At 46.2% G+C, this 22,898-nt stretch carries 22 protein-coding genes; 6 read left to right on the top strand and 16 right to left on the bottom strand.

Annotated features, from left to right (window positions below; genetic code table 11):
- Positions 1-33 precede the first annotated feature (33 nt).
- A complete protein-coding gene (gene yeiL, locus HUS26_RS16590; RefSeq protein WP_173918153.1) occupies positions 34-714 on the bottom strand; it encodes a transcriptional regulator YeiL in 681 nt (226 codons plus the stop codon).
- Positions 715-794: 80 nt separating this feature from the next.
- Here yeiL and HUS26_RS16585 point away from each other — a divergent pair, with 80 nt between their 5' ends.
- Positions 795-1,973 (top strand): MFS transporter, encoded by a 1,179-nt coding sequence (locus tag HUS26_RS16585; protein WP_173918152.1) that lies wholly within the window; start codon positions 795-797, stop codon positions 1,971-1,973.
- Positions 1,974-2,272: 299 nt separating this feature from the next.
- Here the strand turns inward: HUS26_RS16585 and rlmH are convergent, their stop codons facing one another.
- A complete protein-coding gene (gene rlmH / locus HUS26_RS16580) occupies positions 2,273-2,752 on the bottom strand; it encodes a 23S rRNA (pseudouridine(1915)-N(3))-methyltransferase RlmH (RefSeq protein ID WP_173918151.1) in 480 nt (159 codons plus the stop codon).
- A 124-nt stretch (positions 2,753-2,876) separates the two neighbouring features.
- Here rlmH and HUS26_RS16575 point away from each other — a divergent pair, with 124 nt between their 5' ends.
- The 3 genes from HUS26_RS16575 to HUS26_RS16565 all read left to right on the top strand — a co-directional run bounded on the left by HUS26_RS16575 (position 2,877) and on the right by HUS26_RS16565 (position 5,500).
- Positions 2,877-3,785, top strand: a complete 909-nt coding sequence (locus HUS26_RS16575) for a Gfo/Idh/MocA family protein (protein WP_173918150.1) — start codon at positions 2,877-2,879, stop codon at positions 3,783-3,785.
- Positions 3,786-3,909: 124 nt separating this feature from the next.
- Complete coding sequence (locus tag HUS26_RS16570) at positions 3,910-4,992, top strand: hypothetical protein (protein WP_173918149.1); 1,083 nt, start codon at positions 3,910-3,912, stop codon at positions 4,990-4,992.
- A 112-nt stretch (positions 4,993-5,104) separates the two neighbouring features.
- On the top strand, positions 5,105-5,500 hold the full coding sequence (locus HUS26_RS16565; protein WP_173918148.1) for an SRPBCC family protein: 396 nt from the start codon (positions 5,105-5,107) through the stop codon (positions 5,498-5,500).
- Between the two features lie 25 nt (positions 5,501-5,525).
- Here HUS26_RS16565 and HUS26_RS16560 read toward each other — a convergent pair whose 3' ends face one another.
- The 3 genes from HUS26_RS16560 to HUS26_RS16550 form a co-directional block, all read right to left on the bottom strand.
- Positions 5,526-5,930: a DUF6438 domain-containing protein gene (locus tag HUS26_RS16560; RefSeq protein ID WP_173918147.1), complete on the bottom strand. Its 405-nt coding sequence runs from the start codon at positions 5,928-5,930 to the stop codon at positions 5,526-5,528.
- Between the two features lie 198 nt (positions 5,931-6,128).
- A complete protein-coding gene (locus HUS26_RS16555; protein WP_173918146.1) occupies positions 6,129-6,815 on the bottom strand; it encodes a response regulator transcription factor in 687 nt (228 codons plus the stop codon).
- Positions 6,815-7,897: a cell wall metabolism sensor histidine kinase WalK gene (locus tag HUS26_RS16550; protein ID WP_173918145.1), complete on the bottom strand. Its 1,083-nt coding sequence runs from the start codon at positions 7,895-7,897 to the stop codon at positions 6,815-6,817. Before HUS26_RS16550 ends, HUS26_RS16555 begins: the two co-directional genes overlap by 1 nt.
- A 362-nt stretch (positions 7,898-8,259) precedes the next feature.
- On the opposite strand from HUS26_RS16550, the gene HUS26_RS16545 reads away from it, so the two are divergent.
- Together HUS26_RS16545 and HUS26_RS16540 are read left to right on the top strand one after the other, a co-directional pair.
- On the top strand, positions 8,260-8,754 hold the full coding sequence (locus tag HUS26_RS16545; protein ID WP_173918144.1) for a hypothetical protein: 495 nt from the start codon (positions 8,260-8,262) through the stop codon (positions 8,752-8,754).
- Positions 8,755-8,844: 90 nt separating this feature from the next.
- A complete protein-coding gene (locus tag HUS26_RS16540) occupies positions 8,845-9,237 on the top strand; it encodes an SRPBCC family protein (protein WP_173918143.1) in 393 nt (130 codons plus the stop codon).
- A gap of 77 nt (positions 9,238-9,314) precedes the next feature.
- Here the strand turns inward: HUS26_RS16540 and asnB are convergent, their stop codons facing one another.
- The 11 genes from asnB to HUS26_RS16485 all read right to left on the bottom strand — a co-directional run bounded on the left by asnB (position 9,315) and on the right by HUS26_RS16485 (position 22,616).
- Entirely contained in the window at positions 9,315-11,228 is a 1,914-nt protein-coding gene (gene asnB, locus HUS26_RS16535; RefSeq protein WP_173918142.1) for an asparagine synthase (glutamine-hydrolyzing), read from the bottom strand.
- Between the two features lie 133 nt (positions 11,229-11,361).
- The gene (locus HUS26_RS16530) at positions 11,362-11,553 is read right to left on the bottom strand and encodes a hypothetical protein (protein WP_173918141.1); all 192 of its coding nucleotides are present in this window, start codon (positions 11,551-11,553) and stop codon (positions 11,362-11,364) included.
- A gap of 357 nt (positions 11,554-11,910) precedes the next feature.
- Positions 11,911-12,357 carry a hypothetical protein gene (locus HUS26_RS16525; RefSeq protein WP_173918140.1) on the bottom strand — a complete coding sequence of 149 codons (447 nt, stop codon included), beginning with the start codon at positions 12,355-12,357 and terminating at the stop codon, positions 11,911-11,913.
- A gap of 347 nt (positions 12,358-12,704) precedes the next feature.
- Positions 12,705-13,727: a low-specificity L-threonine aldolase gene (ltaE, locus tag HUS26_RS16520; protein ID WP_173918139.1), complete on the bottom strand. Its 1,023-nt coding sequence runs from the start codon at positions 13,725-13,727 to the stop codon at positions 12,705-12,707.
- A 490-nt stretch (positions 13,728-14,217) separates the two neighbouring features.
- A complete protein-coding gene (locus tag HUS26_RS16515) occupies positions 14,218-15,432 on the bottom strand; it encodes a S1C family serine protease (RefSeq protein WP_173918138.1) in 1,215 nt (404 codons plus the stop codon).
- A 66-nt stretch (positions 15,433-15,498) separates the two neighbouring features.
- Positions 15,499-16,293, bottom strand: a complete 795-nt coding sequence (locus tag HUS26_RS16510; protein ID WP_173918137.1) for an MBL fold metallo-hydrolase — start codon at positions 16,291-16,293, stop codon at positions 15,499-15,501.
- A 22-nt stretch (positions 16,294-16,315) separates the two neighbouring features.
- A complete protein-coding gene (locus HUS26_RS16505) occupies positions 16,316-17,224 on the bottom strand; it encodes a two-component system regulatory protein YycI (protein WP_173918136.1) in 909 nt (302 codons plus the stop codon).
- Complete coding sequence (locus tag HUS26_RS16500; RefSeq protein WP_173918135.1) at positions 17,205-18,545, bottom strand: YycH family regulatory protein; 1,341 nt, start codon at positions 18,543-18,545, stop codon at positions 17,205-17,207. The genes HUS26_RS16505 and HUS26_RS16500 overlap by 20 nt, the downstream gene beginning before the upstream one ends.
- Complete coding sequence (gene walK, locus HUS26_RS16495) at positions 18,542-20,374, bottom strand: cell wall metabolism sensor histidine kinase WalK (RefSeq protein ID WP_173918134.1); 1,833 nt, start codon at positions 20,372-20,374, stop codon at positions 18,542-18,544. Before walK ends, HUS26_RS16500 begins: the two co-directional genes overlap by 4 nt.
- Positions 20,375-20,387: 13 nt before the next feature.
- The gene (gene yycF / locus HUS26_RS16490) at positions 20,388-21,092 is read right to left on the bottom strand and encodes a response regulator YycF (RefSeq protein ID WP_173918133.1); all 705 of its coding nucleotides are present in this window, start codon (positions 21,090-21,092) and stop codon (positions 20,388-20,390) included.
- A gap of 126 nt (positions 21,093-21,218) precedes the next feature.
- Positions 21,219-22,616, bottom strand: a complete 1,398-nt coding sequence (locus HUS26_RS16485) for a peptidoglycan DD-metalloendopeptidase family protein (protein ID WP_173918132.1) — start codon at positions 22,614-22,616, stop codon at positions 21,219-21,221.
- Positions 22,617-22,898 lie beyond the last annotated feature (282 nt).

Here is a 22,898-nt window from a genome sequence, read left to right as displayed (position 1 = left end):
TTAATAAATTCTAATATACTGGCCAGCTTCCTATCACAACCCTCCCTCATTCTTCAGCACCCCTGCCAGCTCATGTAACCGATCCCGATTCTGGATATGGTACTGGTGCCCTTGCTTTTTCAAATACCCTTTCTCACAGAACTGGGACAATACGTGCAGTAAGTGTCTGTAGGAGACGCCTAGAAAATCACAGACCGTAACATGCTTCTCCTTATAGACCTCTCCATCAGCGGTCTGCAGGATAAAATCGGCCAGCCGGTTTTCGAGCGGGAAGGAGAGACTTTGCGAGTACTTCTCCGCCATTTTACCGGCTTTAATACTTAAGAACTTCGTCAGCTCGCGAAGAAATTTCGTATCCTCAAGCAGCTGTTCACGGAAGCGGTGAAGAGGAATCGCAAAGCAGATGGTCTTCGTGGAGGTTTCGACCCCTTTTGTGTAGTATATCTCATTGACGAGCTCCATTTCACCGATATATTCATCGGCATTAATAAAATTGATCAGGGAGCTCTTGCCGTTTTGGTACGTCACATAGATTTTCGCTTTTCCCTCCACCACGTAAAATAAATAGTCCGGGCGCATGCCTTCCCGGATGATCCATTCATCCCGCTCGTATTCATGGACTTCGATAAACTCTTCAATCGGAAATGAGAACAAATGGGAAATTGAGTACTTCTTTAAATAGTTCAGCCTTGCCTGCTTGTTGATTTTTTTCATTTTTATCCACCCAAACTATGAGATTTCTCATATTATTGTATGTTTCTTCCTGATATGATGCAATCATTGGAGGAATCGACATGAACACACATCGCTGGATGAGCAGACAATTTTTTAGTTTCTATTTAACGTGGGGGATATTCCTGCCTTATTTTACAGGGTGGATGATCCATACGAAGGGAATGACGGTGTCTGAGGCAAGCTTAATTATGAGCTTAGGACTGGTGATCCGCGGTCTCTCCACCTTATTCGTCTTTCCTCAATTATCAGAGAAATTCAGCAGTAAAACATTACTGAACGGAATGACCATCGGCACATTTATGGCCCTGCTGCTATCTATTCCGGCCAATTCGTTTACGAGCTTACTTGTCGTCGTTTTATTTTTACACTTTTTCTACCCTACCCTGATGCCTGCCTTAGATACCGCGGCCGGCGTACTTGTGCAGCATAGGCAGCTGCGGGATTACGGAAAGAGCCGCTCGTGGGGCTCGATCGGATTCGTTGTCGGCGGGATGATCCTTACCCTCTTTACCGGGAGATTTGGCGATGAAGTGATTTTATGGGCCCTGCTGACCGGGCTATTTGCCTTCCTATGTCTAGGAGTCTTACGCGCCCCTGATGTTTTATCTGAAAAGCCACAAGCCGATGAGACCCATAAAGGCGGCCTGCTTCAGTTATTTAAGGTGAAGCATTTCGGCATCGTGCTGATTGTCGTCATCTTACTGCAAGCGGCCCACGCTTCTTATTACAACTATGGCTATATCTATTTACAGGAAATCGAGGCACCGACCTACTTAATTGGCGCGATCATTAACATCGCCGTTATTGCTGAAATCATATTTTTCATTATGGCCGACAAGGCCTTTCGCAGCTTCTCACCAGGCTCGCTGCTGATCCTTGCCGCCCTTGGATCCACGATACGCTGGATTCTAGTATTTGCTTTTCCAAACGTTGCGGTCTTCTCGATCTCGCAGGTGCTGCATGCCTGCTCATTTGCGATGGGGCATTACGCGTTCATGCAGTACTTAATCAAAAACATTGCGCCTGCGGAGATTCCGAAGGCACAAGGGATCTACTCAGCCTTGGCGCTTAGCTGGAGCACAGCTGTATTTACTATTTTCGGTGGATTCTTATATGAGATTGAGCCTGGGTATGCATTCTTAGGAATGATCGTATGTACGATTCCATCGCTGCTGGTGGCTTTGGTTTATAAAAAGTTGGAGAGAAAAAGAGAGCTCGAAGCTGAGATGGTGGGGTAAGTGGTACTCCTATATGCTTCTATTTAAAAAAGACCCCTCTTAGCAACAGGGTAGCTGAACCGTATAGGGAATCTAATTCAACGAGATCATAAAACGCGTTTAGTTCTTTTAAGTAATTCATAGTCATCTCTCCTCTTTTAAAAATGGCATAAAAATGCCCCTCACTTCTATAATCGAAAGAAGGATGAGGGGAGGTGACGTTGTTTTAAAATTTTTAATCGATAGAAAAACTTTTTCCATTCTACTAGCTTTATACCAGCCGCTTGACCACTCCATTTAACGGGGTAAGCACTTCGTCTTTATTTGTGGTACGGTTCTCCCCGATTAATCTTAAACGCCCGATACACCTGCTCCACCAGCATCAACCGCATCAGCTGATGAGGAAACGTCATCTTCGAAAAAGACAGTCCATAATCACTGCGCTGCAGCACCTCATCACTGAGACCCAGTGATCCTCCAATTACAAACGCTACCTTGCTCTTTCCATACGTCGCCAGGTCATCGAGCTGCTTGGCGAGTTTTTCAGAAGTCAGCTGCTTGCCTTCAATCTCCAGCGTAATGACGTGTGTATCCGGCTGGATTTTGGCGAGAATTCGCTCGCCTTCCTTCTGTTTCACTTCCAGCATTTGCGCTTCACTTAGGTTTTCGGGTGCTTTTTCATCGGGGACTTCGACGATATCGACCTTGGCATAGGGGGCCAGGCGTTTAATGTATTCGTTGATGCCCTGCTTTAAGTATTTTTCTTTTAGTTTTCCGACCGAGATAATGGTAATTTTCATAAGAGAATCCTCCAGATTGTCATTCTGCTTCCATTTTATCATGAATGGTCGTTTTTTTATGAGGTTCTCTCCCGATGATTTGGGGTATGAGAAGGATACAGTTTTTCAATCAGGAGGTTTTACGATGAGAATTGGAATTGTTGGGTTAGGTGATATCGCTCAGAAAGCGTACTTGCCTGTGCTTTCTCAAAAGGAAGGGATTGAGCTTGTGCTTTGTACGAGAAATAAAGAGACGCTGGATCGTTTGGCGGATAAGTATCGCATCATGGAGAAGGTTGAGTCCGTCGATGGCCTGATGGCTAAGCAGGTGGATGCGGTGTTTATCAGTGCAGCGACAGAGGCTCATGCGGAGATTGTGGAGGAGCTGCTTGAGCATGGGATCCATGTATACATAGATAAGCCGATCTCTTTGAATTTCAAGGAGACGCAGCGAATCGTCGAGCTGGCGCGTGAAACTGGCAGGATTGCGATAGTCGGCTTTAACCGCCGGTTTATTTCGGCTGTGAATGAGCTTAAGGGGCATGGGAAGCCGAACCTGCTGATCATGCAGAAGAACCGCTTCGATGCGGCAGATGAGCCGAGGCGGTTTGTCGTTGAAGATTTCGTCCATGTTGTGGACACGCTCCGGTTTTTAATGGACACGGAAGTGAAGGAAATAAAGGTGGATTTCCTGCTGGATGGGGAGCTTCTTGATCAGCTGGTCGTTCAGCTGATCGGCGAGGGCTGTCAGGCGCTTGGCATTATGAACCGTAATGGCGGCGTGACCGAGGAGATCATTGAATATACGGCTGGCCATCATAAATACGTCGTCGATAACCTGACAGAAACGACGCACTATCACAATAAGGACGAGAATCTTTCCACGTATGGCGGCTGGGAGCCTACGCTATCGAAGCGGGGCTTTTACCAAATTGTTGATCACTTTCTTGATTGTGTGAAGCATGATAAAATACCGGATCCGTCGATTGAGGATTCGCTGACCACCCATGAAATCTGTGAGGAGATCGTCCAGCAGATTGACCGGCATGCTTAAGGCTTTGTTATGATTCTTTTTCAATCTCATTACAACAGCCTCAGCCATTGAAAAATATGTTAGGATTCCTTCTATATTGTACCTTTATGACCAATCTTTACTATTTAAAGGAAGTGTCGACATCATGAAAAAATTCTCGTGGCTGCTGTTAGCGGCATTACTTACGATTCTTCTGGCGGCTTGTTCAGAAGAGACTTCGACCTCTGATCAGAAGGCAGAGGAAGCTCCTAAAAAAGAAAGTGAACCGGAACAGAAGGAGGAGCCGGATCCGCCCTATCAAGCGCTAGAGCCGTCTGAAGATGCGGTCCCTTTAAAGGAGAGCCTGTCTGAGGAGGAGCTTAAAAATATGCCGGAGCAGCAGCTCGCCTTAGGCGGCGAACCTGAGCGTGCCGTCCCTGCCGGTGAGACGCTGGCTAAGGATATGGAAGATCAGACGACCGGCCCGCTTAAAGACCATCGGCTCGTTGCCTATTACGGCACCCCTCAATCAGAAAATATGGGAATTCTCGGCACAATGGAGCCGGAGGAGTTTATGAAGCAGCTGAAAGAACAGGCGCAGGCCTACTCGGATGCCGATCCCAAGCGTCCGGCCGTTCCAACGATTGAACTGATTACAACGATGGCCCACCGAGTTCCAGGGCCGGATGGAAATTACGTGACTAAGCTTTCGGATGAAAAAATCGAGGAGTATGTAAAACTCGCGGAGAAGCATGATGCCATCGTTCTTCTCGATATCCAGCTCGGGACAGATACCGTCATGAACCAGGTGAAGAGCATTGAGAAATGGCTCAAGCACCCGAACGTCCACCTGGCGATCGATACCGAATTCCAGGTCGATGAAGGCGAAGTTCCGGGAGAAGATCTCGGCCAGGTCGATGGACAGGAGGTGCAGGAAGCCGTCGAATATGTTTCCAAGCTGACCGAGGAAAACGACTTGCCCGATAAGTTCGTGCTCGTCCACCAGTTCACAGAGCATGTGCTGACGAATAAAGATGCGATTCAGCCGACCGACAACGTGGAAGTCGCCCTCAATTTTGACGGCTGGGGATCCTCCACCGACAAAATGGCGCTGTACAAAAAGTATGTGCGCGATAAGCCTTCCCAGTATGGCGGCTTTAAGGTTTTCTATGATAAAGATGAGCCTGTCATGACACCGGAAGAAGTCGTGAAGCTCGATCCGAGCCCGGCCATTGTCAATTATCAATAAAATGAGTGCCTGTTCCTTTGATGAGGAACAGGCACTTTTTTTAACAAATATTTTTGGGTGAGTTAGCTGAGACTAAAGGGACGAAAGCCTGATCAGGACGAGGAGGAAGGGTATGTTTGAGGCGAGAACAATTGGAATGATGATCAACAAAAAAAGCAGCGATGTCTACGGCTTCGTAAGGGAACCGATGAATTTGGCAGCCTGGGCGAATTCTTTTTGTGTGTCGGTGGCGCAGAAAAAGAAGGACTGGTACGTCGAGTCGGGTGATGGTACGGCTCGTGTGCAGTTTGAGACAGAGAATTCTTATGGGGTGCTGGATTTTACGCTGAGATTGGTTAATGGGGAGGAATTATATTATCCGATGCGGGTGGTGCCTCATAAGGATCGCTGTGAGGTAATGCTGACGATTTTTCGGCTTCCTGAGGTGTCTGAGGAGAATTTTTTATTGGATGGGGCGATGGCGGCAAATGATCTGCGTCAGTTGAAAGAGACGCTGGAGTCGATATAGCATCGGCCGCTCGCCCCGATTCATTTTAGCTTGGATTCAGGGTGCCGATATAGGCGTGGGTGCCTGCAATTTCTTCAACCTTCTCTTCGAATGTTTCGAGGTCTCTTCCAATCTGCAGGGTGTCTCCGAGGTAGTGGTTGATTTCCCGATAACAGCCTTTTTCATCTTGAACGGATGTCATGCAGTAGGGGTGGTCAGCGGCAGAGTGTCGATCTCCTTGAATGTACTGATAGGACATATAGTTAAAGTCTTCGATCAGCTCTTGCAGCTGCTCGACTTGTTCGTCGGTGAGGCTCCACGTGTGGTGGCCTTCCTTTTGAACAAATTGCTGTCCTTCCCAGTCGACTTCTCCTTCGCTTGAAATGCTGATTTTGTAAACAGGGGACTCTCCTTCGCACGGTGTGCGTTCGAGAGTGATGGTTTTAAACAATTGATCCGCCTCCTTGAGTTGGAATTTAAATACTCTCACATTTGTTATGTTAACGCATCTGTCAGAAAAGTCAAAAATGGATGCGCTTACCAGGAAGAGGTCAGCGGGTTTGTGGACTTTCTTAACAGAGTTTCGCAATGTGACTAGAGAGTCTAATTGACTTAAAAAACAAAAACCACGGCATACACCGTGGCTTTCTTATAGCAAAAACCGATAGCCCACGCCCCAGATCGTATCAATAAACTTAGGCTTCGAAGGGTCGTCTTCTATTTTCTCGCGAATCCTCCTCACATGGACAGTCACCGTCGTGTTATCGCCCAATGCATCAAACCCCCAGATCCGCTCAAATAAATCGTCTTTGCTGAACACACGATTCGGGTGAAGCGCCATAAATACGAGCAGGTCGTACTCTTTCGCTGTGAGTGTCTTTTCTTCCCCATTGACAAAAACTCTCCGCGACGTCCGGTCAATATGAAGTCCTCTCACTCTGATATCCTTCTCGGTGTCTTCCTTTTTCACAAGCCGCTTATACCTTGCCAGGTGGGCTTTGACGCGGGCGACGAGCTCGTTTGGGCTAAAGGGCTTGACGATGTAATCATCGGCGCCGAGACCAAGACCTCTCACCTTATCGATATCATCGGTTTTGGCGGTGATCATCAGAATCGGAATCTCTTTTTCCTTCCTCACTTTTTTACAAATCTCAAACCCGCTTGTACCCGGCAGCATTAAATCAAGCAGAAGGAGATCGTATTCGGCGTCTAATGCTTTCTTAAGGCCGGCGGCTCCGTCTGCTTCAATATCAACCGCGAACCCGTTCATTTCCAAGTAATCGCGTTCGAGCTCGGCAATCTCACGCTCATCTTCAATAATGAGGATCCTCTCCACTAATTCCCCTCCTCCCATTTTTCCAGCGTAAAGGCCACCTTCGTTCCTTTCCCTTGATCGCTTTTCGCTTTGATTTGGCCGCCGTGCTCCTCGACGATCTTTTTCACGATGGCAAGACCTAGTCCGCTGCCGCCGGCGGACGCGCTTCTCGCTGGATCCGCCCTATAAAACTGTTCAAAAATATGCGGCAGGTCTCCTCTTGGAATTCCCTTGCCATTATCGCCTATGACCGCCTTGATGTGATCATTGACTTCCTTAATCTCCACCTGCAGTATCTTCTCGTCTTTATCCATATTTTTTAGACTGTTATGGATGATGTTTGTGACGACACGGTTGAGCTGTTCCCAGTCGGCCTTTACGAAGAAGGTCTGCTTCTCCTTAGGCCAAAGCTCTACCTTCACATCCGTATGAAGCCTGATCTCCTCTAAGTAATCCTCAAAGTAAGCATACAGATCCACTTTTTCAAAATGAAACGGGACGCGGTTCACATCAAGCTTGGAGTAGTGGAACAGCTCATCGATCAAGTGGTCCATCTCGTTCGCTTTCTTATAAATCGTATCGATATACCGCTCCTGCTTCTCCGGCGTGTCGGCGACGCCGTCCCGGATGCCTTCTACATACCCCTTAATGGAAGTAATCGGTGTCTTCAGGTCATGCGAGATACTTGCGATCAGCTCCTTGCGGCCGGCTTCATATTTTTTCTGGAGCTCTTCGGCTTCCTGCAGCTTCCTTCTCATCGCTTCAAAGCTCTCAGCCAGCTCCCCGAGTTCATCGCTGCGGTCGGCCTCGATCTCAAAGTTGAGCTCTCCATTGGCGATTCGCTTTGTCGCTTCTGAGAGCTGTCTCACGGGCTTAATGATCGTTTTGGACACATAGTAGGTCAACAGCCCGTTCGTCACGATCAGGATGATGATAATGCCGATAAAACGGATTTGCGTGAACCTCTCAAGGCTGCTCCCTGGATCTAAGTTCAATATACGAAACATAATGAGGCCTAAGAAGATTTCCATAAGTATAAGGGCAGCAATCGGTAAAACAATCATAGCCAGATTAGATAATAGTAATCTCTTTCGAATCGACACAGCCGTTCACCTGCTTTCTTTTATGGCGTTTGAGATGGAGAGGAAAATGACGAGACTCCTGCGGAAAAACGGCCTGCCGAGACCCCGGAACGAAGTGAGGAGGCTTGGCCGGTCGTCCGCGGAAAGCGAGTTAATTTCCTGACATTCAAACTCTCTCTCCATTCTAAAACCCAATTCTAAACTTTTTCTTAACTACCAGTATAGGTTTTTTCGGCAGGATTTAATAAATATTTAAGAATCCAATAAGAGTTTAGTTAGAAATGATTTCTATGATAGAGACAGCAAAGGAGTGAAGGACAATGAACCGCCGGCGTGATTGCTGCTGGTCTTAAGAAAAGTGATGAACTAAGGAGGAGAAACATATGAGAGAGAAGTTTACATTTGGCTTTATTACGGGTCATTTATGGGTTCAGCTGATTATGCTAGGCAGTATTTTTTTACAAACGTTTATGGTGTATCCTAATATTTTTTACAACATTCCGCATTCCTTCGAGATTGGGATGGAATTCATGGCGGTGGCTGCGCCGAACACGTACTTTCCGCCGCTTGGCTTCTTAAGCATTTTAACGGGATTGGTGGCGGTCGTGCTGGCATGGCGCCACAAACACGCCCGCTGCTGGGTGCTCGCAAGTATGCTGATGATTGTCGCAGAAGGAGCCGCTTCGGTGATTTTTGAATGGCCGCGCAATGAGATGATGTTCATTGAAGGAGCGAACATTCACAGTGTGGAATTTTTAAAACAAACCGCTCGGGAGTTCCTGGTCGTGCACGTCTTTCGTGTGCTGTGTAACATCGCCGGGTCGATTCTCATCTTTGTCGGCTTCCTGAAATACTACCGCAAGCGTCTGGTCGCATAAGGGGTATCCTCCTTTTTCCAATTTTTTATATTTTTCAGGATCATTTTCTTAGAAAATAGGGTATCAGTTGGGTGAAGGAGTTGCTTGCTTATGTATGAATCTAAAACCGTAAGTGTGTCGATAAATCGGCCGATGGAGGAAGTCTATCGCTTCGTGCATGAGCCTATGAATCTGGCGGCGTGGGCGAAGTCGTTCTGCCTGGCTGTCGCAAAAAAAGACGGCGACTGGATCGTGGAAACCGAGGATGGCTGGGCGAAGGTCCAGTTTGTTGAAAAAAATTCGTATGGCGTGCTCGACCATTATGTGACGATGGGATCAGGCGGGGAGATTTTAAATCCGATGCGGGTCGTGCCAAACGGGCTGGGCTGTGAAGTGATGTTTACGCTGTTTCAGCTGCCGGAGGTGTCAGAGGAAGATTTCTTATTAGATGCGGTGCTGGTGTCAAAGGATCTCCAGCTTTTAAAAGAAACGATGGAATTATAAAAAGAGTCAGCTCGCGCGTGGGAGCTGACTCTTTTCTTTTGGAACCATACGGGCGAAAGGCCCGCTTCTTCCTTTATTTAGTTCGCAAGCGCTGCCTGCTGAAGGACTTTACTTTCTGTTTCATCCTCTTTTTGCAGGTCATCGAAGGAATAGATGCCTTCGATATAAATTTGGTGCCAGATCATGAACATCAGCACTGTCCAGATCTTGCGGGAGTAGTCGCCGCGCTGCTGTACGTGGGCTTCCAGCAGATCGCGGACGAATTGTTTGTTAATCAAGTAGTCGGTCGGGCTGCTGTTGATCAGATCCTTCGCCCAGTCGTACAGCTCGTTTCTTAACCAGTGGCGGATCGGCACTGGGAAGCCGAGCTTCTTACGGTCAAGCACGTGATCGGGCACGATGCCGCGGGCGGCTTTTCTAAGGATCGATTTCGTTGTACCGTCAGCGATGGTGCTGCCCACAGACAGTTCGCGCGCCACGTGAAAGACTTCTTTATCTAAGAACGGTACGCGGAGCTCCAGAGAGTTGGCCATTGTCATTTTATCGGCTTTTAGTAAGATGTCGCCGCGCAGCCATGTATGAATATCCACGTACTGCATTTGGTGAGTCGGGTGATATTCATGGGCCGTTTCGTACATCCGCTTCGTAATGGACTGATACGGATATTCCTTCGCATAATTCGTAAGCAGGCGCTGCTTGTCGGCTTCTTCAAACATTTTTGCATTGCCGATGTAGCGGTCTTTCAGCGGTGTTGTCCCGCGCTCAAGCAGACTCTTGCCGCGCACGCCTTCAGGAAGCACGCGGGCAACCTGGTGTAAGGCTTTTTTCAAAAGCCCCGGCATGGAGTGGAACGCTTTTAACGATTCCGGCTCGCGGTAAATGTTATATCCGCCAAACAGCTCATCCGCGCCTTCCCCGGAAAGCACAACCGTGACGTGCTTGCGGGCTTCACGGGCTACGAAGTAAAGCGGGACACAGGCTGGATCTGCTAATGGATCGTCCATGTGCCACATGATTTTCGGAAGCTTACTTACATACTCATCGGCTGTAATTAAATAATCGTGGTTCTCGACGTTAAGAGCCGCCGCTGTTTCCTTGGCTACATCCACCTCAGAATAGCCTTCGCGCTCAAAACCGACGGAGAAGGTTTTAATATTCGGATTAAACTGACGGGCGATCGATACGATTAAGGACGAGTCGATGCCGCCGGATAGAAATGATCCTACCGGCACGTCACTGCGCATATGCACATCAACAGAATCAAACAGAACATCCTGAATACGCTTGATCTGGCGCGCTTCATCAGAGATGGTCGGCTGGAACGCCGCGTGGAAATAGCGCTCCATTTGAAGCGGCTCGTTTGGCTTTTTCACAAAGTAGTGTCCTGGTTCTACCTTATGTACGCCTTCTGTCATCGTCAGCGGCTCAGGGACGTACTGGTAGCTTAAATAATGCTGCAGTGCGAGCGGAGATACATCATTCATGCTCTCACTCAGTGATTTTTTCTCTGAAGCAAAAGCGATTTCATCCGCTGTTTCATAATAATAAAGCGGCTTGATGCCGAATGGATCGCGCGCTCCGTATAATTCCTTCTGCTGTTTATCCCAGATCAGGATACTGAACATGCCGCGTAAATCTTTAAAGGCTTCTTCTTTTTTATCCTGGAAAAGAACAGCGATGACCTCGGTATCGGATTCTGTATTGAACGTATAGCCTTTTTCGATTAATTGCTGGCGCAGCTCGACATAGTTGTAAATCTCGCCGTTAAAAACCATCCAGAAGCGCTCGTCTTCAAACATAAACGGCTGGTGGCCGCTTTCAATGTCAATAATGCTTAAGCGGCGGAACCCTAAAGCAATATGCTCATCATAATAATATCCCTCATCGTCAGGACCACGGTGCTTAATCCAATTATTGTTCTCTACAAACAACTGTCGATCTTGAGCAGATAATTTTCCTTGATTGTGCAAAATACCGATAAATCCGCACATAGTTTATTTCCCCTTTGTCATTAATTTCTCCCCTGATATGTTGAAAGGCTCACTTTTCTTTTTATATTGTGAGGTTCTTCATTTTAGACGTGTTATTCTTACGGGTTCCCTACAGTTTCAAAGGTTTCCAGCATCAAATCAAAGCGGACGCCGTGTCCTTCCTTAAGCTTCTAAGCTGTTTAAAGACAAATAGATTTCCGTGTTGCTCATGGGTCACATAGTACTTCTCCATCTTCGTATCCCACTGCTGGCTCCCTGGTTCGGCTTCACTGGCTACAACGATTGAACCTTCGATTGGTTTCGTTACTTCCTGATCTAAAATCACCCGGTACTTTCCTGCTTTTCTGTTGATGTACCCGATTTTGGCATAAGATTATTTTCATTCTGAATTATTTTGATAAATAGTAAGGTTAACCAATAAAACAAAGGAAAATAGCCGATACAAGACGCGCTTGTACCGGCCGTTATTTTCATTATAAAACCCTGTAATTTATTGTCAACATGCTTTAAGTGGTTTCTTTCCTTTATTTCTTATTTTTCCCATGAGGCTTTTTTAGGTAGGAATATCCATTTATCTGATGACATGATAAGGTCTGTTCTCTAAGTCAGGAAAAGTGTCCCTTACCAACGGTCCGTACGTCCGCTTTCAAGGCACTAAAAAAGCTGCTTTAGCTACACGCTTTTATTCCTGCTCTTTCAGTTGAACAAGCTGTTGTTCCAGATATTCTGCATCTTTCGTGCCGAGACTGCTCATAATGTTTTGAAAAATAACATCCCTCGTCTGGATCGGCATCTGTGTCACATCATTTTGAGACACAAAGCTCAATAAGGTCCGTGCGAGCTTTTGATAAAAGTCATGATCTGCATTGCCGCCAGGATAATACTGCTGGCTCTGGGCCAAATCCGATGTCATCCGATTGAGCGAAAAAGCCAGGGCTCTGATTTCTCCATCAGAGGCGTCTTCATCTCCAATGAGGACAGCCAGTTCGGTCGCAAGTCCTCTCATGGCAGTAACATCGTTCCTTTTAATATCCGTGAGCTCTGCTTCGTGCGATTGATATTGGTAATAATTAAAACCTAAACTAATGATCAATAAAGCTGCTACAATGATCAGCCAGCGCCTTTTCATCATTGGCCCCCTCACACTCGTCTTTTATTTATAGTATATCTAAAAAATTGACAATCATGGGCGGGATTCCCGAAAATCTGAGAAAATTAACGCTTTCCTTACAAAAGAGCATCTGATCACTGTTCATCCGGGCTTAAAAAACACTGTTATTTACTTGAATCGCTGAAGCTGCTGCCGCTCGCTCTTTCGCGGCCTCACGGGAAGGTCGATGCTGGCCCATAACTTAATCGAAATTCCTGATTTAGAGCTCCCCTCTCGAAAACCATGCTGCGGGGGTCTCGGTTTATTCGTTTTTTGCACAGGTGTCCCGCAGTATTTGCTTCTGCTTAACCATAGGGAAATTTCCTTTAAAGCGCTAATCGATGAATGCGGTCAATGACAGTTTGAATATCCTCGCGGCTCACATCAAAATGAGTCACAAAACGGACAGTTTCCGGTCCAAACGGTACAGCCAGAATGTCATTTTTCTTCAGTATTTCTAAAAACTCTTCCGCCGTCTCCCCTCGTCCTGCTGTATTAACGAGCACGATATTCGTATCCACTTGATTTTCAATCGTCAAACCCGGCATCTCTGCTAATCGATCAGCCAAGGCTTTAGCATTTTCGTGATCCTCTACTAAGCGGTCTGCCATCTCCGTCAGGGCGATATATCCAGGTTCAGCGATGACGCCGACCTGGCGCAGTCCGCCGCCGAGTCTTTTTCGCCACTTTCTTGCTTTGCGAATGAAATCCGCCGAACCTGTGATGATGGATCCAACCGGGGCGCCAAGACCTTTTGATAAACAGAATTGCACCGTATCCGCTTGTGCGGCATAATGGTCAATAGACACGCCGGAAGCAGCTGCTGCATTAAATAATCGCGCTCCATCCAAATGAACGGGAATGCCATATTCACGGGCGACGCCGTAGATCGCCTGCATATTTTCTAAAGGCACGATGGCGCCGCCTGCTTTGTTGTGCGTATTTTCTATACAAATCATGCCGGTTTCAGGGAAATGAATGTCATCGGGGCGAATCGCTGCTTCTACTTCTTTCGGATCCATCGCTCCCCGATTTCCCTGGATCGTCCGCGGCTGCACGCCGGCCAGCGCAGACATGGAGGCCCCTTCATATAGAAAAAGGTGAGCATCCGCTTCAAGCAGCACTTCATCACCCGTATTACAGTGGGTGAGGGCAGCGATCTGATTGCCTTGCGTTCCGCTCGTTACAAAGAGCGCCGCTTCTTTTCCAAGCATCCCTGCCGCTTTTTCTTCTAATTTAATTACACTTGGATCTTCCGTGTAGACATCGTCTCCCACTTCGGCATCAAATGCGGCCTGCCTCATTCTTAATGTGGGCTTTGTCACCGTATCACTTCGTAAATCTATCATATGTATTCCTCCTTGATGATTTAATTGTACGTAACTGTGGATAACTATACAAAATTTTCTAAAAAGGAGCAAAAAGTAACTCTCGATAGCCGTTAGTATGTAAGAGTAGAAAGGTGTCGCTTCTTGTCTAGAATTGCTGATTTATGTAGAAGAGGTCTGGGGAAAAACTGTGTACATGTGGGTAACTTGACTAACGACTTGAGTTACCCACAATTATCCACAGACTTATGCACAGTACTTGTGACTTTTGGTCTATGCACAAGTTATTCAAACCTATAAACAGGTTATCCACAAAAATATGCACATATGCACAATTTGAGGTGCGTATCTTGTATTTCGTATGTATGTTCGCTACCATATGTGCTCCTTATCCAGAGAACTATTCACATGGTGTGGATAAAAAATCAGGACTTTTGGATAAGCATACTTCCTCACAAAAATAAGCTGTCGAGAAATTCTCGACAGCCTTTCATTATGCTATGAACAACATTTATTCCTGCGTTGCCAGTGTAACGGTCGTTGTATTCGGCTCACCGTCACGGTAATACGTAATCTCCAGTTCATCACCAGGATCTTTTTTGTCGTACAAATACTTACGCAAATCAATAATATCATTGACCGGCTCACCGTCGAGCTCTGTAATGACATCGAGCGGTTCAAGTCCTGCTTTAGCCGCCGGAGACATTTGAGAGACGCTGCGGATATATAAGCCGCCTTCCACTTCTTCCGGAAGATTTAAGGTGGACTCCCATTCAGAGGACGGTACTTCATTTAATCCGTAAGCTTCAACTCCAATAAATGCGCGGGTCACCTGTCCGCTCTTCTCTAATTCTTCTATGATAGGCATGGCCGAATCAATCGGGATGGCAAAGCCGATTCCTTCAACAGAGGACTGGGCCACTTTCATCGAGTTAATGCCAATCAGCTGTCCCTTAATATTGATAAGGGCACCCCCGCTGTTCCCCGGGTTAATGGCGGCATCGGTCTGAATAACTTCTGCCTGCCAGTCTTCCTGGCCGTCATTGTTAAAGTCCTGTGGAATCGCGCGCTGCGTCCCGCTGATAATTCCTTTAGTCACAGATCCGGCAAAGCGCAGACCTAACGGGTTCCCTATGGCAATCGCCGGTTCGCCGACTTTCAAGGGTTCAGAGGAGCCAATCTCAGCAACCTTCGTTACATCTTCACTCGACATTTTAAGTACAGCTAAATCCGTAAATACGTCTCCGCCGATTAACTCAGCCGGTATTCTCGTGTCGTCAAAGAGAACCACTTCAATTTCACTGGCCCCTTCGATGACGTGGTTGTTCGTGACAACGTAAGCCGTGTCTCCTTCTGTTTTATAAATGACGCCGGAGCCTTCGCCTGCCTGGGCAGGATTATTTTGGCTGTTCCAAAAGTCCGACTGGTTCTGAAGGTTTACCACACCCACGACGGAGGGGGTTACTTCTTCTACGACTTCTGTAATCTGGGTATTCACGTCGTATTCCACCTGTTCGCTTCTGGTGGTGGAGTCCTCATCTATGGATTCGCTTTCTTCATCGGGAACGGTAATGTTATAAGGAAGTAAATTAGTCTGAACCAGCGCCGGTAACGCGAGCAGCACAAGAACAGCTCCAAGTACAAGGCCAATTACGGTTGGCATCATGTACCGGCGGCGGTTCTTTTGCTGCCTGGTGGCTGGTGAATGATCGTCGTAGTAGCCCACGGCTATCACCTGTCCTTTCTTGTCTTCTACCTTATTGTTACCTTAAACCTTTTATTTTAAAACTATTTAAACTTTATAGAGAGGAGTGGCCGTCACTGGATCGGTATCGTGAAGCTCAATCCGGCGTCCAATTTCAAATCCCCGTTCCTCCAATACGTTCTTAACCGACATTCTCGCTAAGTCCTTCATATTGTTATCTAAACTTAAGTGGGCGAGGTAGACCCGCTTTGTGCAGTCATCTAAAATATCCGTCAGCGCAAGCGCACAGTCTTCATTGGATACGTGCCCCGAATCCCCGAGAATCCTGCGCTTTATATTCCATGGATAGCGGCCCATGCGCAGCATACTGACGTCATGATTGGATTCAAACACAAGCGCGTCTGATGCTTCGACGGTTTTCTTAATCCGTTCTGATACATAGCCGAGATCGGTCACAAGAGAAACCTTCTTCCCATCTTTACAGAAGGTATAAAACATCGGATCTGCCGCGTCATGCGAGACGGCAAATGATTCGACGTCGATCCCGCCGAAGTTTTGGGTCTCTTCCATATTGAAATGGAACTTCTGATCGAGCGACAGCTTGCCCAGGTGGCTTTCCATCGCATTCCACGTTTTCTCATTCGCATAGATCGGCAAATTATAGCGGCGGGCCATAATGCCAAGCCCTTTAATATGATCACTATGCTCATGAGTAACGAGGATGCGGGATAAATCGCTCGGGTTGACTTGAATCTGTTCCAAAAGCCCTTCGATTTTTTTCCCGCTCAGCCCCGCATCTACTAGAATTTTTTCCTCTCCCGACTCTATATAAAAGGCATTGCCTGTACTGCCTGAAGCGAGCACACTAAATTGCATCGTCATTACATGTCACTCCATTTTTTATCTAGTCACTCATACCTGGCTGGTCATCGTCGTCATTGTCCGTATCTGTTTCCTGATTAGAAAATACGTCCTGTTCATTTTCATCTATAATTTCCTGAAAGGACTGCATCGTATCTCGAATAAATCTTTCTTCCTCAATACTTAAAATCTGCCCCTCAACAGCAAGCGCGTTGACAAAGTGATCCTCTTGCCCGTTGACGGTCACTTTCCACGTCGGCGCAAACACCTGCAGAGGGTCAAGGTTAGCTGCTGAGTGATAACCCATGGTCATGCTCGTTACCTCGTCCCCGGAGGTAATCATCCCGTCACCAAACAGAATTTGAATCACATCCGTTGGACTGAGCAGCTCTTCTTCAATGTTTTCTTCCGATTCTCCAGGTTCAAGAATGGTTGCTTTATATCCGGTCATTTCTCCATTGGCTACGTCTATTATCAATACCCCGGCAGAGTTATAGTAAATCGTATTCGAGTTGGAAGTTTGGAAAAATAAGATCTTATCTCTATCCTGGTTCCATCCCCAATAGGAATACTGGCTGCTAAACGGGACATGATCACTGACTACTTCTGAAACGTTATCAACATCAACGGAAACAGGGTCATCCAATGTGGAAACGAGAAGCTCGCCGCCATAAACCCGGATGTCCTGGTCGTTAATCTTTCGGATCTGCTCAAGGCGGGCATCCGAAAACTTTCCAGGAGAGGCCGTTAACGAGGCGACTTCCGGAGTTTCATCAGGAACATCATCCGCAATCGTAATATCCTCGTCTCTGTAACTTTCTACCAGAGTGGAATCTTGAATGGTTCCTACATCCTCGGCCTTCTCCTGTTTGGTTAGAAACTGCTGAAGAAGGAAGAGGTCCAAAATGAGAAAGCTGATGATAAACAAGGTTTTAATTTGTCCCCATTGCATTTGGATCTCCTCCTTCCGTCAGCTCGGTAATTTCCTTCCAACGGCCGTTCTCCAATACGAACCAGGCCGGAACGAGTTCATAGACTTGATAGCCCTGCACCTGCGGCTCAATTCGATAGCCGACCTGAATATCTTCAATTAAGCGGAGGCTGTACTGGTTCGAATTCTCAAGAAATGAAATCACGTTTTCCCCGGACGTTAATTGTTCCGTCTGGTTTGGACTTTGATAATAAGCTTCAAAATCAAGAAGCGGGCGCATATACCGCTGCACGGTTTGCTCCTCAAATTCCAGCTCGATTTTGTGGATATCATCTGAGCTTTCGAGCAGTGGATAGTTATCAAAATACATATTGAATTGAACGGTTGAGTTCGCTGGAGACGGGCTGAATTGGTTCAGCCTGAACGTATCCGTCCATCCTTCATGGCCGTTAATAAAGTTCACACTTTCTTCTAACACATCGTAAGAGCTTAATGTTGACTGCACTTCCGTATCATTCGGCACAAGATCGACATATTCCATTCGTTTTCCCTGTGCAAAAACTTCGAGACGGCGGTAGTAGTCGGTTAATCGCTGCTCAGTTGATGATGTTGAAGTATTTTTTACAGCGGCCGGATTAGGGAAAAGCTCATTTTGCAGCGGCAAAATTTCGATTCTCTTCGGCTGCACGAGATCTTTTTCGACAGATACAGGCCCTTTCGGAAGATAAATCGGGCGCTGATCTTCCTTCTTAAAGGCCACCTGATCGGTTAACTGGCTCTCCTCATTAGATGCTGCCTTAAGCCTGCTGGCATCATCCTCTGAGATCGTCGCTCTGAAGGAAGAAGCGTCAGGGCGGTCTGAGGTGAAAAAGACTTCGGCCCCGCCATTCTCTCTAAACACAAAGAACATGCGGTTAAATTCACCCGGCGGTACGCCCTGGCTTTCATCTTCAAGGGTGAAAAGTCCCGGCATGGCCTGGCTTGGGATTTCCGTTGGGAATGTCACTTCCACCATAGAGCCGTCGTGTTCTGGAATGCCGGCATCTTCAATTTGAATTAAATCTCTCATCGTCCACTCCTGCAGTTCATTAAATGTAACCGTCACATTCTCCGGATCACTAAAAGCGTAATGGAGTCCGTTTCTATGAAAAATGAACTTATTGGGAGCGATTAAAGATGAGATCTCCACTTCTTCTCCATTAATACTCGTTTCATCAATAACTCCATCTTCATTTTCCAAACTGTCATAGTTCGGCTGATACGTCCATAAAGCTACTGTTAAGAGCAGGCTGAACATAATTAACAGGACGAGAATGATCGTTTTTATCGTTTCTACTTTCATTTTCGCTTCCTCCGCTTCTGGTTAATGAGCGGAAGTGTAAAGAATATAGTGGTCCCTTTGCCTTCTTTACTGTGCGCCCATATTTGACCATGATGAGCTTCGATTATTTCCCGGGAAATAGCGAGGCCAAGTCCGGTTCCGCCCATTTCCCGCGACCGGGCTTTGTCGACGCGGTAAAAGCGATCAAATATTTTGTCCACGGTGTTCGAAGGCATGCCTAACCCCTGGTCTGAGATGCTGACCAGTAATTGTTTTTTCTTAGATTCGGCTCGAAACGTAATCGTTCCGCCCTCTGGCGAATATTTAACCGCATTCGATATGATATTGTCGAGCACCTGCGTAATCTTATCTTTATCAATCCAGACGAAGAGTTCCTGTTCGGAGAGCTCCCGTTTGAAAGTAATATTCTCATGGCGGTGCATGTCGAAACGGTCGATCACATGATGGAAATGGCCGACAAACTCGACTTTTTCCTTAAACAGCCCGGTATCTTTCCGATCCATTTTCGACAATTGCAATAAATCGTTCACGAGACGGATCATGCGGTCGGTCTCATTCTGGGCCACCCCGAGAAATTGAGGGGCGATCTCTTTATCTTCCCATGCTCCATCCGTGAGTGCTTCTAGGTAGCTTCGCATCGTCGTCAGCGGCGTGCGCAGCTCGTGCGATACATTGGAAACGAACTCACGGCGTTCCTCGGCTACTCTCTCCTGCTCTGTTACATCACTCAACACGGTAATAAAGCCGTTCATTTCTTCATTTTCGTCTTCTACGACTGAGAAATTGGCTTTAATGAGCAGCTGCTGATCATCACTGCTTAAGTCAATAATCATCGATCCAACGGTTTCAATTTCCGATATTTCATTCATTTGATCGGTTAAATCGAGAATATCGATCAGCGACTGTCCCTGCACTTCTTCAAAGCTTTGGCCGATCAGCTTAGAAGCCGGTGCGTTCATAAGCGTAATCGCCCCTAGACGGTCTGTCGCGATAACGCCATCCGACATATTTGAAAGGACCGAGCTTAGTTTCCTTCGCTCGCCTTCTGTCGTAGCCTGGGAGAGCTTGAGCTTATCATTTAAGTCATTGAATGTTACACCCAGCTGGCCGATCTCATCATTACCATGTACGGTAACTTTTTGTGAAAAGTCCCCGGTGGCCATGATTTGCGCCTGCCTTCTCATCTCGGATAAAGGCTTCGTAATCGTCCGTGCCATAAGTATGCCTAAAAGGGCGGTAACCGTAATCGCTAAAAGTGTTCCTTGAGCAAATATGGAATTTATTTCCTGCAATTGGTTGTAAATATTACTCATGTCTGCTTCAAAATAAACAGCGGCGTATATCTCATCGCCATTACTGGCGGTGACAGGGATAGCTCCTACCCAGAGGCGGTCACCGCTCACCGGGTGCTGCATAATTTCCGGATCGGTATTTCCATAGATAAGAGCGCGCAGCACCTTGGCATCATTCGTCTTTTTACCGACATCTGAATAAGTAAAATCGCCGCCATCGGTCGCAATGATACGGCTGCTGCTGTTAACAACCTGAAGCTTATGAATATCGTTTTCATCAAAATCATTGATCAAACTCTGTACATCTGACTGCAGGGAGGGGTCGGATTCTCCCCGTTCGGTCTCAAAAGTGTTCTGTAAACTATACGTGAGAGACCGCATCCGCCCCTCAATCGATTCTTCGAAGTTCGCCTCCAGCTGATCTTCAAGTTTTCCAACGAAATAGGAACCAATCACCTGGATTCCTAGCAGAAGAAGCAGTATATAAACCAGGGTCAGCTTCAGCCGTACCGACTGAAAAAATCCTACCTTTTTCATTCCACCCACTGCCCTAGTCCTGTTCAGGATTTCTTAAGTAATACCCTACCCCGCGGCGAGTCACAATCCAAACAGGATTACTTGGGCTCTCCTCAATTTTCTCACGAAGGCGGCGGACGGTTACATCGACCGTACGAACATCGCCATAGTAATCATAACCCCATACCGTCTCAAGAAGATGCTCACGGGTCATCACCTGTCCAATATGACGGGCTAAGTAATGAAGCAGCTCAAATTCACGATGAGTCAGTTCAATGTACGAACCATCGCGGGTAACGGTATAAGCATCGGGGTGGATCGCTAAACGGCCGATCGTAATATCCTTCGTCTGCCGGCCAGGCTCTTCCGGTTCCTGCTGGTGCCGGCGAAGGTTCGCCTTCACACGGGCGATGAGCTCACGGTTGCTGAACGGCTTCGTTACGTAATCGTCAGCCCCCATTTCGAGGCCTAGTACTTTATCAATCTCTGCATCTTTAGCCGTCAGCATAATGATCGGCATTGTATGATTTTTTCTTACTTCCCGGCACACTTCATTTCCATCTTTATTCGGAAGCATAATGTCGAGTAAGATCAATTCAGGCTTTTCGTCATTAGCCTTGCGGATCGCTTCATCTCCGTCATAGGCACAAACAACCTCATATCCCTCTTTTTCTAAGTTAAATTTCAATATATCTGCAATTGGCTTTTCATCGTCTACTACTAATATTTTCTGCGCCATTTAAAAGTCACATCCTTTTCATCAACTTTGCGCTTTCACTTTATTTTAACTTATTTCAACGAAAAAGTCTTATACTGCCAAAACAAAACAGCAGCTGCTATGAATAGTGCCATAGCAGCTGCTGTTTTACAAGTGATCCATTGGATTTATCAATGAACCGTTCTTATGAATTTCAAAATGCAGGTGGACGCCAGTCGAACGACCAGTTGTCCCCATTTGTCCTATGGAGGAACCTTTTTCCACTACATCTCCGACATTCACACTAATGGATTTCAGATGAGCATATGTCGTTCTATACCCATTGTTATGATCAATAACTACTTTGTTTCCATATGCTCCATCTCTTCCGGCAGAAACAACTTTTCCGTTATCCGCTGCCCGGATGGTACGATCACTGACGCCGGCGATATCGATCCCTTTATGGAAGGATCCCCAGCGTTCTCCCTGTTTACTCGTAATCGAACCGCCTACAGCCGGCCAGCCGAAATTACCTGTTCCTTTGGAAGGAATAACCTTTGTGCCTTTCAATACGATTTCTTTCACGGGCTCTTTTATCTCTTTCTCTTTAATAATGCCCTCGTCCGTCGTGCGATCATTTATCTTTGTTTTATAATAATGTACTTCTTTTTCGCCGTCTTTACCTTTTTGTTTAACTTTCTCTGTACCCTTTTCAAGCTCGTCGGTTTCGACCACTTCCGTTTTATAAGGGATTTTCTTTGTCTTTTTTCCCTCTTCTTTAATTAAAACTTCCGTTAAAGGGCCTGTGTTCATGACTTTAATCTCCTGGCTCGTATCAAGAACTTCTTTCTCTTCAAGCTGTGGATTCATTTCAAGCAGGTCGTCCTGTGAGAGGTCATATTGATAAGCTATTTCTTGAATAGCCTGCCCTTTTTCTGCTTGATGAACTTTCTCTTCATTCATTCCCTCTTCTAGAAGGTCAGCCGCTTTCTCAACTTTGATGATGTCCTCAGGCTCCACGACTTTCTCTACATGTTCAACTTCTTCGGTAAGCTTTACATTGATAATCGTAGATTCCTCAATTTCAGGATTTTCTCCAGCTTCTTTTCGTTCTTCCACTTCTTTTAAAGCTTCCTCATCGACAAATTTCTCTTTATATTCTTGTACGACAGATTCAGCTTTCTCTTCATTAGGAAGAAATCCAACGGTTTCCCCGTCTACTTGGAGTCCTACAGCTTCGACACCGATCTTTATCTCTTTATCTAATCTGTCAATGGTCTCTGCTGGGTCAAAATCCGGAGTAAACTTTTTCTCTGGAAAAAATCGAACATCATTCATATAAGTTATCTCGTAATCTTCATGCTTTTCCTGTTCTTCATCTAAGCGTTGGTTCATGTGCTCCTGCACTTTTTGTTTACTATCTACGATGCCTACAGGTTTATCACCTACGTAAACGTGGTATATAGTTTCTACACTCCCCTCGGCATAAGCCGTACCAAAACTTAAACTAATCACAAGGAAAGCAATGGCGGCAGCCTTTTTCCATAGGCCGGTCGTCTCTTTCACTTGTCTTCCCCCTACCTTTTACTCAGTCTGTCTCATTTTCTGTATATTTGTCTTTTTCTCGTATTTTTTGGCACTTTATAAATTTAACATAGGAAAAATACTGTGTGGGCTATATGAAAGCGATGTAAATAATTTATAATATTCTTTCCAAAATACTCATGTAAAAGTTTACTTAATACACGATATGTGTAATTTTGCTCTCTAAATTGGTTGAATATTCATAATAGATTACAAGGTTATTACATAAGATTTTGAAAAAAGCTGGATGTGCTGGATGGGATT

This window comes from Halobacillus sp. Marseille-Q1614, from assembly GCF_902809865.1.
Lineage (GTDB): Bacteria > Bacillota > Bacilli > Bacillales > Halobacillaceae > Halobacillus_A.
Note: the sequence above shows the minus strand (reverse complement) of the source record. Positions and strands in the feature narration are given on the sequence as shown.